This window comes from Exiguobacterium sp. AB2, assembly GCF_000696055.1.
GTDB lineage: Bacteria > Bacillota > Bacilli > Exiguobacteriales > Exiguobacteriaceae > Exiguobacterium > Exiguobacterium alkaliphilum.
In genome coordinates this window covers 1-13,720 of sequence record NZ_JNAA01000065.1, presented here as the reverse complement: position 1 = coordinate 13,720, position 13,720 = coordinate 1, and the positions used below count along the sequence as shown (strand labels likewise).

Sequence of the window (13,720 nt, the reverse complement as noted above, 5' to 3'; positions counted from 1 at the left end):
GAAACGCAAGCGACTCGCTTGCGTTTTTTTGTCGTTTTCGTCACGATTGAGGGTGAGGTGATGACAATGAAACTGATAGCAATCGAACCGACGCCGAGCCCGAACAATCTGAAAATTATCGTCGAGCCAGCGTTCACAGGTAGAGGCGTCACGTATGACAAGGCGAGCACGGACGTCCCGGACGTCATTTCAGATATCGTTGCCCTGCGCGGCGTCAAGTCGGTCTATGCCGTCTCGGACTTTTTGGCAGTCGAGCGGCATCCGAAGCATGACTGGCACGACGTCATGAACGAGATTCGTCGCGCCTTCGGTGAAGACGTGCCAGAAGTGTCCGCCGCTCGGATGGCAGCGGATTACGAGCCGGTACATGTGTCGATTCAGTTCATTTTAGACGTGCCGATGCAAATCAAGCTCGTCAAAGGGGACGAAGAGAAGCGAGTCGGCCTATCGAAACGTTTCGTCGATGCGGCGATTGATGTGCAGGCACAAGTGAAAAATGTGATTCAAGACCGGCGCTGGGTCGAACAGGCACCGCGCTATGGTGAATTGGGAGACGTGGCGGACGTCGTCTTGGAGGAACTCGAGGCGGCGTACCCGCAAGACCGCGTGACGCGAATCGTCGCGCGCGCGTTCGGACGTGAGGCCGACTACGAGGCGAATGCGAACCGTTTGCAATCCGATAACTGGAAAGAGCGATTGGCGTTTCTAGACGAACTCGAGATTGTCCCGGATAATATCGTCTATTTCCGACGTGCGCTCGAGGATAACGTGATGGCGATTCGCCGTCAAGCGGTCGTCATGATTGGGATGTTCGAGACGAACCGGGAAGAGTACGTCACGTATATCGAACAGGCACTCGTCGACTCATCGCCGATCGTGCGTCGTACAGCAGGGGACACCGTGTCCGACTGGGCGCTCCCGCAATCGCAACCTTCGATGATTGAAGCGTTGAAAGATAAGAGCAAGCTCGTCCGCTGGCGAGCGGCCCGCTTCTTGTTCGATTGTGGTGACGAACAAGCTGTACCGGCGTTGAGAATCGCTGAGGACGACGCCGAGTTCGAAGTGGCGCTCCAAGCGCGCTTGGCGAAAGAGCGGATCACGAGCGGCGAGACGGCACTCGGGACGGTATGGCAACAAATTTCGAATCGTGCGAAATAAATCATTCGACAACAAAGTTTCGTCATCTTTTACAAGAATAGGCAAAGGGAGGGGGACGAATTGCGTTCTTCCTCTCTTTTTCTATAGGAAAGAAGTCTCTAATTGAAAACGGTTAACAATTCATTCCATACATTCGACACGTTGTCGACTAGGTCGTTCGACCTGTCGAACGATAAGACGTTATTTTTTTTGAAACGTTGCTACACTGAGTATATCTCATATCGAAAAAGGAGCCATACTCATGATGCTTTTTGCAGAAACACCCGAACTCGTAGCCTATAAGGAAGTGGTCGATGGCATCATCACCGTCATCTTTGAGTCAATCCATAGTGAGACGTTCTCGATCTCTGCACAAGTTCGTTCAGACATCGACGTCGCTGACTCGTTGTTCATGACTGGTTTACAACAATACGCTGAAACGCTTCAAGTTTCATAAAAAAGGTAAATAATATTAGGAAATAGATTACAAACGTCTGCACGAACGTATACACTAGTGCTATAGACGTTTTTTTATTTTTCAGAGGAGAGTGGGATACGTGAAGAAAACTTGGTTGCTCGTCGCGGTCGCGGCATTGCTCATCGTCGTGGCAGCGTGTGGGAAAGAAGAAGAGAATGCGAGTGATGTGGACGGGAACACGTCGACACCACCTGCCTTGTTGACGCTTGAGACGGATGCGAATTACGATGCGGCCGCGAAGCAATTGGTCGTCCGTGTGTCGATGACGAACCCGAACGACGTGCCGGTGAACGTGACGTTCAACTCGTCGCAACGTTTCCAATTGATGGTCATGAACGGGGAGACGACGGTATTCGATTACGGTAGCGAGTACATGTTCACGGAATCGATCATTGAAGAGACGTGGGAAGCCGGCGAAACGAAAGTGTTCGACGAGACGTTCCCGCTCGACCTAGCGGCAGGGGACTACACGGCCGACTTTGTCGGTCTCGGGCAAGTCGAAGGCGCTCCGGAAATGGCGGTGACCGACCAAACGCGGTTCACGGTCGAGGCGACTGAAGCCCCTGCTGAGGAGTCGAGTGAAGAAGCGACCGAAGAAGCGGCCGAAGAGTCGGGCACGGAGACGACCGAGGGTCCGCAAACGGATGGTGATTTCCGTGACGTGACGATCAAACGTAACGGCACGTTGATCGAGGTCTCAGGGTTTACGGACGTCGAAGAGTTCGAGTGGAGCATTTCCGACGGACATATGGTGTACGCAGAAGGTGCGGCGCAAGCTTCGACAGGAGATTTCGTGTTCGGCGCCCTTTTAGATGAAGAGCCGACAGAAGGTCAATCGCTATTCCTTGAATTGCTTCCGATTGGCGGAGACGTCACAGCGTTCCGCATCCAATAACGAATCATGAGACGGGAACCGAGGTTTCCGTCTTTTTGATATGGGAATGAAAGAAGTTGACGATAAGGTTTCATTGTCAGACAATGAGACAAACGAACTGATGATGAGGGAGGAAACCATTGATGCAACAACATATTATCGAATCCACACACGTAGTACCGAACATCGACCCGGCTGAGGAAGTGCGCCGACGAATCGACTTTTTAAAGGCTTACGTCAGACGGGCCGGAGCGAAAGGCCTCGTGCTCGGCATCTCGGGAGGCCAAGATTCGACGCTTGCCGGAAAACTTTGTCAGCTCGCGATGGAAGAACTACGTCAGGACGGCGGCGATTATACGTTCTATGCGGTACGTCTCCCATATGGCGAGCAACATGACGAAGACGATGCGCAACGGGCCATCGAGTTCATCCGTCCGGACAATGTGTTCACGGTCAACATCAAACCGGCCGTCGACGCCTCGGTCGCCTCGTTCCAACAGGCGACCGGATTTGAACTCGGTGATTTCCATAAAGGGAACACGAAAGCGCGCGAACGGATGAAAGTTCAATACGACATCGCGGCGACGTTCGGGGCGCTCGTCGTCGGTACCGACCATGCGGCCGAGTACGTGACGGGCTTTTATACGAAACATGGCGACGGCGCCTGTGATTTGACACCGCTCACGGGGCTGAACAAACGGCAAGGCAAAGCGCTGTTGCACGAGCTCGAGGCACACGAGAGCTTGATTTACAAAGTGCCGACAGCCGACCTAGAAGACGACAAACCGGGTCTCCCGGACGAAGTCGCACTCGGCATGACCTATGATGAACTCGACGACTATCTCGAAGGGAAAGACGTCGATGCGGCCATCAAAGAGCGGATCGAGACGATTTTCAAGCGGGCACGTCACAAGCACCATATGCCGGCCTCGCTCTATGACGAGTGGTGGCAGTGATTGAAAAGAAGCGTCGGCCCCACGGGGCCAACGCTTCTTTTCCTGTATTATCGCTTACGAAACGGGACGAACTGAATGAGCAAGATGAGTGTGAAGGCGATTAGGCTCATGAGCGGAATCGTGACGAATCCGAAATAATTGACCCAGCGAATGAGGCAATCATTGCTGCAAAACGCATCTCCGTTCGGGATACGCTCGAGGATGACATGATAGAGGGCGATGGCCCATCCCGTTCCCGCCATGAGGCCGACGAACAATCCGTTGACGGAACGGTTCGTGAACATGACGGTCATATAATAAATCGCGAGCGGATACATAAATATGCGTTGGAACCAACATAACTTGCACGGCAAGTAAAGCATGACTTCAGAAAAGTAAAGACTGCCGAGCGTCGCAATCGTGGCGACGATAAAGGCAAAATGGTGACGTTGCATCATTGTTCCTCCTGACAACTCAAAAAATTGATTAAACATGATATGATACAGTGAAGCAATAACGTATCCAGTATACAGGTTTCGAAACGATAGAGAAATAGGTGACGTCATGCAAGTATCAGAAGTGGAAGTGTTAATCGTCCTCGCCGAGGAATTGAATATGCGTAAAGCCGCAGAACGACTTTTCGTGTCGCAACCGGCGCTCAGTCAACGGCTCGTCACGATCGAGCATCAGTGGGGAAAGAAAATTTTTGTCCGCTCGACCCGCGGACTCGCCCTCACCCCGGACGGTGAGAAGATTATCGACTTTGCCAAAAAGATGTATAGCGAAGAGCAAGAGCTTCGCGGAGAGTTGACGGCGAAGCAAGGTGAGGTGTATGGTACGTTAAAGATTGCCGTCGCCTCGATTATGGGGCAGTATTGGTTGCCGCGCGTCTTGAAGCGTTTCGTTGAGCGCTATCCATCGGTCCGTGTCAAGTTGGTGACCGGTTGGTCGAGCGAGATGATGCGCTATATGTTAGAAGAAAATTTTCATATCGGCATCATCCGTGGCAATCCGGATTGGCGAAGCGAGAAGATGCGTTTGTTCTCGGATTCGCTCCACCTCGTCGATTTGAAGATGACGGATTTAAAACAGTTGAAGAATAACGAGCGTTCGTTCATCCAGTTCAAGAGCGATTCGACGTATTATCAAGAGATACTCGAATGGTGGCAAGAACGGTTCTCGAGCCCGCCGATGACGACGCTCGTCGTCGACCAAATCGAGACGTGTAAACAGATGGCGCTCCATGGGATTGGCTTTGCGATTTTGCCCGAGTCGACGATTCGGGATGTCGAGTCGATTCATAAGATCCCGCTCACGTCGTCGAACGGGACACCGCTCGTGCGGGACACATGGATGCTGTCGACCGAGTCGATGCTTGAATTGGCACAAGTGCGGGCGTTTTGGGAAGTTGTTGAAGAAGTGACGAAGGAGAGTGTGGAATGAGTTGGGCGATTGAAGCAAGAAGGCAGTTACATTTGATTCCAGAACGAGGGTATGAAGAGTTCAAGACGCAAGCGACGCTCGAGCAGTTGATTCGCTCGCTCGAGTCGCCGCGGGTGCACATCTCGCATTGGCGTACCGGGCTGTTCGTCCGTGTCGACGGACTCGTCGGCGACAAGACGATCGGTTATCGGGCCGATATGGACGGTCTGCCAATCACGGAAGAGACCGGTCTCGAGTTCGCCTCGCTCCATGAAGGGATGATGCATGCGTGTGGCCATGACGTGCACATGGCGATCGCGCTCGGTCTCATTAAACGCTCGGTCGAGGAACCGCTCGACCATAACCTCGTCATCTTCTTCCAACCGGCCGAGGAAGGGCCGGGCGGTGCCGAGCCGATGGCGATGTCAGAGCTGTTTTATCATTTCCGCCCTGATGCGATGTTTGGACTTCACGTCGCTCCGGAGTACCCGGTCGGCATGGTCGCTTCGCGTCCAGGCGTGTTGTTTGCGAGCGCACGTGAGCTTCACATGACGATTCACGGAAAAGGCGGGCACGGGGCGTTCCCGCATGCCGGCATCGACGCGGTCATCGTGCAAGCGGCGCTCATCGTGCAATTACAGACGGTCGTCTCGCGCAACATCGACCCGATGGGCAGTGCCGTCGTCAGCATCGGTAAAGTCGTGGCCGGTACGAAAGAGAATATTATCGCCGACACAGCGAAACTCGATGGGACGATTCGGGCGCTGTCGGACAAAGAGATGGTCGTCCTCGAACGACGCATCCGTCAAATCATCGCCGGTGTCGAGATGACGTATAACGTTCACATCGACCTCGAGTTTGGCAACCGGTATCACGAGGTCGTCAACGACGAGCGTTACTTGTATCAGTTCGAAGAGGCGGTCGAGGAGATTGGCTATTCGTACAAGACGTGCGTGCCGGCCATGACGGGAGAAGATTTCGGGTACATGCTCAAACAAGTTCCCGGGTTTATGGTATGGCTCGGTGTGAACGACATGGGGTCCGGGTTGCATCAATCGACGCTCAACCCAGATGAGCGGGCCATCGATGTCGCCATCGACTTGTTCGACCACTATTTCCGGACGGTCACGATTTTATAATCGCCTTGGACCCCATTCATATATCGAGAAAGACGAACCATTTCGCTAAGACGATCGGTTCGTCTTTTTTGTTGGAAATGTGTGAAATCATGCTTTCGATATGCAGAAAGCGGGAATTCATTATGATTGTAAAGCGACGATTTTGTTAAGATTGCTCAAATGTGAACATTTTGCGAACTTGAGCATTGAGACATTACAGCGCCATATAAAATCTTTATGATAAGGTTATCCAATGGAAATCATCATTGATTTGGCGTTTCAGGCAACGGTTTGAAGCGATAGAGAGATAGGAGGGTATCAATAGATGTTTCAAGATCCTGTCCTGATGAGTCGAGCGTTAACGGCACTCACGCTGGGCTTCCACGTGATTTTTGCCACACTCGGCGTCGGGGTTCCACTTTTAATTTTATTGGCTGAATTTTTAGGGATTAAAAAGAAAGATCCAAAATACACACTCATGGCCCGACGGTGGTCACGAGGGTATGTCGTGACCGTAGCGGTCGGTGTTGTCACAGGGACGGCCATCGGGCTGCAATTATCCCTATTGTGGCCGAACTTGATGCGCGTGGCCGGTCAGACGATTGCGCTCCCGCTATTCATGGAGACGTTCGCGTTCTTCTTTGAAGCCATCTTCCTCGGTATTTATTTGTACACGTGGGACCGCTTTAAAAACCCATGGCATCATATGCTCGTCGGGATTCCCGTCGCGGTCGGGGCATTGTTCTCCGGTTTCTTCATTACAACGGTGAACAGTTTCATGAACCAACCGGTCGGGTTTGATATCATCGACGGACGACTTGCGAACGTGAGTCCGATTGAGGCGATGTTCAGTCCGGCCATGCCGACGAAGATGTCGCACGTGCTCACGTCGGCCATTTTGACGTCTGCGTTCATTTTGGCGGCAATCGCTGCGGTGCAACTTCTCCGTAGCCATCGCAACCAGCTCGACCAAGCGACGATTGCCTACCATAAGCGCGGGCTTCGCTTGACGATGACGGTCGCGTTGATCTTCGCGATTGCGACAGCGCTCGTCGGTGACTTCTCTGGTAAATATTTGGCGAAGTATCAGCCGGACAAATTGGCGGCTGCGGAATGGCACTTTGAGACGTCGTCTGAGGCCGGGCTCATTTTAGGGGGCTGGCTCGAAGATGACGGACAAGGTGGATACGAAGTGCGCGGGGCCATCAAGATTCCGTATGCGCTCTCGATTTTAGCCGGTGGTGTCCCGGACTATGAAGTGACGGGATTGAACGAGTTCGCGAAAGAGGACCAACCGCCGCTCTTTGTCCACTATCTGTTCGATGCGATGGTCGGGATTGGGATGCTTTTGGCACTCATTTCGTTCCTGTTCGTGCTCGGACGGTATATTAAACGCTTGAACCAATTCAGTAAACCGATGCTCATCGCCATCGCAGCCGGTGGTCCGCTCGCGATGATGGCCATCGAATTTGGTTGGTTCTTCGCCGAGTTCGGTCGTCAGCCTTGGGCGCTGTATGGACTTATGCGCACGAGTGAAGCGGCGACGACGTCGGCGAACGTTGGTTGGATGCTTGTCGCTTTCGCGATTCTCTATGCGGTTCTTGGCGTGGTCACGGTGCTCGTCTTGACGCGTCTGTTCAAGGACAACCCAGTTGGGAAAGATCTAAAACAATCGGAACATCGCGGTGAAGCGATGTTTGCCGATGAAGTGTGATCGGAGGGTATGACATGGAGATTCAAGAATTAGGGATTGCCGTCTTATGGACGTTCTTGTACGGTTATCTCATTGTCGCATCGATTGATTTCGGTGCTGGCTTCTTCGCTTTCTATAGCAAGTACACGAAGCGAGACCATATGGTCAACCGTCTGATTGCACGGTATTTATCGCCGACGTGGGAAGTGACGAACGTGTTTTTCGTCTTCTTCTTCGTCGGGATCGTCGGGTTCTTCCCGGATACGGCCTACTACTACGGGACAGCACTTCTCATCCCGGCCTCGGTCGTGTTGATTCTTTTGGCGATTCGCGGTAGCTTTTACGCGTTCGCGAACTACGGTTCAAAAGAGAGCACGCTCTATATGTTCTTGTATGGGGCGACCGGTTTGTTGATTCCGGCCTCGATGTCGACCGTGCTCACGGTCAGTCAAGGTGGGTTCATCAACGAGACGGAGGCTGGCGTCTTTTTCGACGGCATGAAGTTGTTCACGAACTTCTACTCGTGGACGGTCGTCACCCTCGCCATCGTCTCGGTGCTCTACATCAGTGCGATGTTCCTCTTGTTCTATGCGGATAAAGCCGGGGACAAGACAGCGGTGGGGCTCGTCCGGAAATGGGCGCTGTTCTGGAGTGTTCCGACGATCATCGCCTCGGGCCTCGTCTTCTTTGGTCTCAAGTCACAAGCGGCTTGGCACTATGAGCGGATTTTGGCGGGTAACTGGTGGTGGTTCGCCGTTAGTTTCATCTTCTTCGTCGCAGCGGTCGCGCTCGTCTATTTGAAGCGGAACTATGGAATCGCGTTCCTCATGGTCATGGGTCAGTTCTTCATGGCCTGGTTCGGCTACGGATATACGCATTTGCCGTATATCTTGTATCCGTATATTGATATCAACGGAAGCGTCGTCAACGAGGCGATGGCCATCGCGCTCGTCGTCGTCTTCATTCTAGGTTTGTTACTCCTCGTTCCGGCACTATATTTGTTGCTTCGACTGTTCTTGTTCGACAACGATTACGTGCGTGGCAAACGTTCGAGCGGCAAAGCGTAAGACCGGGTCTTCCCGGTCTTTTTTATATAGTTTTTTTTAGTGAATCGGTTACACTGAACGAAGAATCGAGAACAGAATGCGCGGTTGGAAAGGGATGTATGAATCATGACAGGTGAATTTGCAGTCATCGGGTTAGGACGTTTTGGCGGGTCGATCGTTCGTGAGTTGTCGGCGAACGGATACGATGTCCTCGCCATCGATGCGGACGAACAACGCGTCAACGAATTTATGGGATTGGCCACGCACGCGGTCATCGCCGATACGACAGACGAGAACGTATTGAAGAGTCTCGGAATTCGTAACTTCGAGCATGTCATCGTGGCGATTGGGGAGAATATCCAAGCGTCGATTTTGACGACGCTCATCTTGAAAGAGCTCGGCGTTCAAATCATCACGGTAAAAGCGACGAACGACTACCATGAGAAAGTGTTGCGCCGCATCGGGGCCGACAATATCGTCCATCCGGAACGTGACATGGGCGTCCGAATCGCCAATGGGTTGATGAGCCAAAGCATTTTGGATTATTTGGAGCTCTCGAACGAACATTCGATCGTGGAGATCAAGGCCGGCGAGAAGCTGTCGAACAAGTCGCTCATCGACTTGGACCTCCGCGCCAAATACGGCGTCAACATCGTGGCGATTCGCCGTGACGACGACGTCCTCATCTCGCCGCAAGCAGACGAGATGATTTTGCCGGAAGATATTCTAATCATCATCGGGAAAGATACCGACCTCGACCGACTCGAACGTACACTTCGGTCCAGATAAAAACGAGAGGCGCGCGCCTCTCGTTTTGTGTTAAATCAAATTCATTTTCTTCAAACCGTATTCAATCCCGTCGTCGAGGATGGACTTCGTCACGTAATCGGCCGCCTCTTTCGCCTCGACGCGTCCGTTGCCCATCGCGATGCCAGTTCCGACGTATTGGAGCATCGCTAAATCGTTCAGCGCATCACCGAACGCATACGTGTTCTCGAGCCGGTAGCCGTTCGCTTCGATGAAGTGACGAATGCCGTCGGCCTTGCTCGCCCCGCGATTGATGACGTCCATCGCGTGCGGGTGCCAGCGGATGAAGTCGAACTCTTCGTAGGCGTTCACGTAATGGTGCTCATCTTCGGGTGTGCAGTATAGGAGCGTCTGGTAGACGTCTTGTTCTTTATGGAAGTTCGGCGCAAACGAAGGAATCGGCATGTCGAGCTCGCTGAGTGATTGCTCGACGATGGTATCGTTTCGCCGGGTCGCCCCGCCTCGATGCTGACCGAGATAGACGAGCGTATGATCATTTGAATCGGCATGACAGGTCAGACGCGTCAACGCGCTCGTCGGCAACGTGTTCCGATAGACGACTTCTCCGTCATGCACGACGATTTGCCCGTTGTAGCAGACGAAGCTATTGATTCCGACTTGCTCGGGAATGTTCGATAACATCGCCGGTCCACGGCCTGTCGCGATGAATGTCTCGACACCGTTCACCTGTAACTGTTTGATTGCGCGGATGGTCGAGGGCGGGATGTACGTCCCGTCGTGAAGAAGGGTCCCGTCAATGTCGAAAAAGACAACTTTCTGATCTTCCATGTTCATTCACCATGCTTTCTCTGTCTGATAATGGTCTTGCTATACTCAAAAGCATAACATGAAATCGCGAAACAACCCTCAATCTGACGTCATTAGTGAAATATTGACACAATATGAGCTATAATGAAGAAAGAATCTTACGGAACGTAACCATACTGCGAGAATCACTTATGTTTCACATAGATGAAATCAACTATTTTAGTAAGGAGAGATTAAATGAAGTTTGTAAAGAACCACCAAACGGCCGTGTTCGCACTAGGCGGACTCGGTGAAATCGGGAAGAACACGTACGTCGTTCAATTCCAAGACGAGATTATCGTCATCGATGCCGGTATCATGTTCCCGGAGGACGATTTGCTTGGAATCGACTACGTCATTCCGGATTACACTTATCTGATTAAAAACAAAGATAAAGTCAAAGGGGTATTCATCACCCATGGACACGAAGACCATATCGGCGGCATCCCGTTTCTCTTGAAGCAAGTGAAACTGCCGATTTATGCGACGAAGCTCGCGCTTGGCCTCATCAAAGTGAAGCTTGAAGAGCACGGATTGCTTCGCGAAGCAGAACTCCACGAGATTGACGAGGACGCGATCGTCAAATTCCGTAAGACGAGCATCTCGTTCTTCCGGACGACCCACTCGATTCCGAACTCGCTCGGTGTCGTCGTCAAGACGCCGCAAGGGAACATCGTTCATACGGGCGATTTCAAGTTCGACTTCACGCCAGTCGGTGAACCGGCCGACCTCGCCAAGATGGCGGAAATCGGGAAAGAGGGCGTCCTTTGTCTCTTATCCGACTCGACGAACGCGGAAGTCGAAGGGTTCACGATGAGTGAACGTGTCGTCGGCGGCACGATCAGTGAGACGTTCCGCAAAGCGGAAGGACGCATCATTTTCGCGACGTTCGCTTCGAACATCTATCGCCTGCAACAAGTCATCGACGCATGCGCCGAGACAGGACGTCACTTGCTCATCTTCGGCCGTTCGATGGAGAAGGTTATGACGATCGGGCAAGAGCTCGGATTCATCAACGTCCCGAAAGGCATGATCATCGAGGCGAACCAAATGCGCAACTATGACCCGAACGAAGTGGCGATTCTTTGTACCGGTTCACAAGGAGAGCCAATGGCAGCCCTTAGCCGAATCGCGAACGGGACGCACCGCCAAGTGTCCATCATCCCAGGTGACACGGTCATCTTCTCGTCGTCACCGATCCCAGGTAACGCTATCTCGGTCGGGAAAACGATTGACCAGCTGTATAAAGCGGGCGCGGACGTCGTCTATGGCAAGTTGACGAACATCCATACGTCAGGTCACGGCTCACAACAAGAGCAGTTGCTCATGATTCGATTGCTCAACCCGAAATTCTTCATGCCGATTCACGGCGAGTATCGAATGTTGAAGAAACACGCCGAACTCGCTGAATCGGTCGGGATCCCGAAAGAGAACAGTTTCGTCATGGATAACGGGGAAGTGCTCGCGGTCGACGCCGACTCGGCAGCCGTAACCGGCAAGATTTCCGCGAACGCCGTTTATATCGACGGGAACGGCATCGGGGATATCGGCAACATCGTCTTGCGCGACCGTCGCATTCTCTCAGAGGACGGGCTCGTCGTCGTCGTCATCAGCATTGACGGCAAGACACGCAAACTCGTCTCTGGGCCAGACATCATCTCGCGCGGTTTCGTCTACATGCGTGAGTCGGGTAGCTTGATTCGTGACGGTGAGCGTCTGTTGAAGAAGACGGTCGAACAAGGCCTCTCGAACAAGCAGATGAAATGGTCAGAGTTGAAACAACTCGTTTCCGATACGCTTACACCATATTTGGCACAAAAAACGAGAAGACACCCGATGGTTCTTCCGATTATCATGGAAGTATGAACGAGCGGGCTGTAGGAGACTACGGCCCGTTTTTTGAACCGAACGAAAAGGAGCGGGTGCATATGGAGCAAAAGAAGAAGCGAGGATGGGTGAAGTGGGGCGTTGCCGTGCTACTCGTCCTCTTCCTTATTACGATGATTTATCACCAAGTCAAGCCGTTACCAGAAGGCGTATCACGGGCGTCAGAACCGGTCGCGATTTCAGACGACCAAATCGATTTCCTGTTTGACTTGACGTACCAAGGCGAGGACACGGAAGTGAACGAAATGGAGATTTTTCAAGACGTCGAACGATCGATTCGTGAGGCGCGCGAGTATGTCGTCATGGACTTTTTCTTATTTAACCCTTATTCGAACGAGGACCGAGAGTATCCGACCATCACGGCCCGGTTGACGACAGCGCTCCTCGAACAGATGGAGGCGTATCCGGATTTGAACGTCGTCGTCATCACCGATGAAATCAACACGACGTATAACGGCCATCCTGCCGACCATCTCGATTTGTTAGAGGAAGCGGGTGCTGAAATTGTTTATACAAATCTAGACGCCCTTCGCGATCCAAACATCCTGTATTCCACTGTGTATCGAATGGCTTTCCAATGGTTTGGGGATAGCCAGAACGGCTGGCTCCCGAACCCGATGGCGAAGTCGGCACCGGACATCACCATCCGTTCGTATTTACGGCTCTTAAACGTCAAAGCGAACCATCGTAAAGTGATGGTGACCGAAAATGAAGGGTTCGTCTTGTCGGCGAATCCGCACGACGCGAGCGGGTATCATTCAAACGTCGGGGTTCGTCTCGACGGACCGATTCTCGCCGATATTTTGGAAGGCGAAGAAGCGATCGCCCGATTCTCGAAAGGGGACGAGGCGAGGTTCCCCGATGAAGAGAAGTTGGCGAACCTGCGGGAAGAAGACTCGGACGGCCCGATGCAAATCCGATACGTGACCGAGTCGAAGATTGAAGAGGCGGTCATTGACGGGATGGATCAGGCGAAAGCAGGGGAGACGATTTGGATCGGCATGTTCTATTTGGCCGATCGCGACATCATTCACGCCATCCACCGGGCCGCCGAGCGGGGCGTCTTCGTCAAACTGATCCTCGACCCGAACACGAATGCGTTCGGGCGGGACAAGTCGGGTCTACCGAACTTGCCGGTGACAGCCGAACTGAACACGGTCAACCCTGATCAAATCGAGATTCGGTGGTACGAAGTCGGTGACGAACAGTATCATCCGAAACTGTTGTATGTGGAAGGGGAACGACAAGTCGTCGTCATCGGTTCTGGGAACTATACGGCGCGTAACATGAACGACTACAATTTAGAAGCCGATGTCGAAGTCGTCGCGACGACCGAGACGGAGTTTATGAACGAAGTCGACGGCTACTTCAAACGGTTGTGGAACAATGAAGAAGGAACGTATACGCTCGCGTACGAAGAGATTCAAACGGACTTGCCGATTGGTAAGTACTTGATTTACTGGTTGCAAAAACTGACGTGGACGATGACGTACTAACAAAGAAACCCGCCTTCGTG

General features: G+C 52.5%; 13 protein-coding genes. 11 read left to right on the top strand and 2 right to left on the bottom strand.

Annotated features, from left to right (window positions below; genetic code table 11):
• From DI14_RS08735 to nadE, 4 genes are all read left to right on the top strand, one after another.
• Positions 1–1,158 (top strand): virulence factor (locus DI14_RS08735; protein WP_235193431.1); only part of this gene is annotated, 1,158 nt, incomplete at its 5' end.
• 241 nt (positions 1,159–1,399) lie between these two features.
• Positions 1,400–1,594, top strand: coding sequence for a hypothetical protein (locus DI14_RS08730; protein ID WP_024369963.1), 195 nt, complete (start codon positions 1,400–1,402; stop codon positions 1,592–1,594).
• A gap of 100 nt (positions 1,595–1,694) precedes the next feature.
• Positions 1,695–2,510, top strand: coding sequence for a BsuPI-related putative proteinase inhibitor (locus tag DI14_RS08725; protein WP_034807629.1), 816 nt, complete (start codon positions 1,695–1,697; stop codon positions 2,508–2,510).
• A gap of 122 nt (positions 2,511–2,632) precedes the next feature.
• The gene (nadE, locus tag DI14_RS08720) at positions 2,633–3,445 is read left to right on the top strand and encodes an ammonia-dependent NAD(+) synthetase (RefSeq protein ID WP_034807626.1); all 813 of its coding nucleotides are present in this window, start codon (positions 2,633–2,635) and stop codon (positions 3,443–3,445) included.
• Positions 3,446–3,492: 47 nt separating this feature from the next.
• Here the strand turns inward: nadE and DI14_RS08715 are convergent, their stop codons facing one another.
• Positions 3,493–3,879 (bottom strand): disulfide bond formation protein B, encoded by a 387-nt coding sequence (locus tag DI14_RS08715; protein ID WP_034807623.1) that lies wholly within the window; start codon positions 3,877–3,879, stop codon positions 3,493–3,495.
• Positions 3,880–3,988: 109 nt separating this feature from the next.
• Between DI14_RS08715 and DI14_RS08710 the strand changes: the two genes are divergently transcribed.
• From DI14_RS08710 to DI14_RS08690, 5 genes are all read left to right on the top strand, one after another.
• Positions 3,989–4,867: a LysR family transcriptional regulator gene (locus tag DI14_RS08710; RefSeq protein ID WP_034807621.1), complete on the top strand. Its 879-nt coding sequence runs from the start codon at positions 3,989–3,991 to the stop codon at positions 4,865–4,867.
• Positions 4,864–5,985, top strand: coding sequence for an N-acetyldiaminopimelate deacetylase (locus DI14_RS08705; protein ID WP_034807618.1), 1,122 nt, complete (start codon positions 4,864–4,866; stop codon positions 5,983–5,985). Before DI14_RS08710 ends, DI14_RS08705 begins: the two co-directional genes overlap by 4 nt.
• A gap of 304 nt (positions 5,986–6,289) precedes the next feature.
• A complete protein-coding gene (locus tag DI14_RS08700; protein WP_034807616.1) occupies positions 6,290–7,678 on the top strand; it encodes a cytochrome ubiquinol oxidase subunit I in 1,389 nt (462 codons plus the stop codon).
• Between the two features lie 14 nt (positions 7,679–7,692).
• Entirely contained in the window at positions 7,693–8,724 is a 1,032-nt protein-coding gene (locus DI14_RS08695; protein WP_034807613.1) for a cytochrome d ubiquinol oxidase subunit II, read from the top strand.
• Positions 8,725–8,829: 105 nt separating this feature from the next.
• Positions 8,830–9,492: a TrkA family potassium uptake protein gene (locus DI14_RS08690; protein WP_034807612.1), complete on the top strand. Its 663-nt coding sequence runs from the start codon at positions 8,830–8,832 to the stop codon at positions 9,490–9,492.
• 30 nt (positions 9,493–9,522) lie between these two features.
• Here DI14_RS08690 and DI14_RS08685 read toward each other — a convergent pair whose 3' ends face one another.
• A complete protein-coding gene (locus DI14_RS08685; RefSeq protein WP_034807632.1) occupies positions 9,523–10,299 on the bottom strand; it encodes a Cof-type HAD-IIB family hydrolase in 777 nt (258 codons plus the stop codon).
• A 216-nt stretch (positions 10,300–10,515) separates the two neighbouring features.
• Here DI14_RS08685 and rnjA point away from each other — a divergent pair, with 216 nt between their 5' ends.
• Positions 10,516–12,183 (top strand): ribonuclease J1, encoded by a 1,668-nt coding sequence (rnjA, locus tag DI14_RS08680; protein WP_034807611.1) that lies wholly within the window; start codon positions 10,516–10,518, stop codon positions 12,181–12,183.
• Positions 12,184–12,245: 62 nt separating this feature from the next.
• Positions 12,246–13,700 (top strand): phospholipase D family protein, encoded by a 1,455-nt coding sequence (locus tag DI14_RS08675; RefSeq protein ID WP_034807610.1) that lies wholly within the window; start codon positions 12,246–12,248, stop codon positions 13,698–13,700.
• Positions 13,701–13,720 lie beyond the last annotated feature (20 nt).

Excerpts from the sequence above, each read along its gene's own strand:
- DI14_RS08675 (WP_034807610.1), top strand. The coding sequence starts at position 12,246 with ATGGAGCAAAAGAAGAAGCGAGGATGGGTGAAGTGGGGCGTTGCCGTG.
- DI14_RS08690 (WP_034807612.1), top strand. The coding sequence starts at position 8,830 with ATGACAGGTGAATTTGCAGTCATCGGGTTAGGACGTTTTGGCGGGTCG.
- DI14_RS08695 (WP_034807613.1), top strand. The coding sequence starts at position 7,693 with ATGGAGATTCAAGAATTAGGGATTGCCGTCTTATGGACGTTCTTGTAC.
- DI14_RS08700 (WP_034807616.1), top strand. The coding sequence starts at position 6,290 with ATGTTTCAAGATCCTGTCCTGATGAGTCGAGCGTTAACGGCACTCACG.
- nadE (WP_034807626.1), top strand. The coding sequence starts at position 2,633 with ATGCAACAACATATTATCGAATCCACACACGTAGTACCGAACATCGAC.
- DI14_RS08715 (WP_034807623.1), bottom strand. The coding sequence starts at position 3,879 with ATGCAACGTCACCATTTTGCCTTTATCGTCGCCACGATTGCGACGCTC.
- rnjA (WP_034807611.1), top strand. The coding sequence starts at position 10,516 with ATGAAGTTTGTAAAGAACCACCAAACGGCCGTGTTCGCACTAGGCGGA.
- DI14_RS08710 (WP_034807621.1), top strand. The coding sequence starts at position 3,989 with ATGCAAGTATCAGAAGTGGAAGTGTTAATCGTCCTCGCCGAGGAATTG.
- DI14_RS08705 (WP_034807618.1), top strand. The coding sequence starts at position 4,864 with ATGAGTTGGGCGATTGAAGCAAGAAGGCAGTTACATTTGATTCCAGAA.
- DI14_RS08730 (WP_024369963.1), top strand. The coding sequence starts at position 1,400 with ATGATGCTTTTTGCAGAAACACCCGAACTCGTAGCCTATAAGGAAGTG.
- DI14_RS08685 (WP_034807632.1), bottom strand. The coding sequence starts at position 10,299 with ATGGAAGATCAGAAAGTTGTCTTTTTCGACATTGACGGGACCCTTCTT.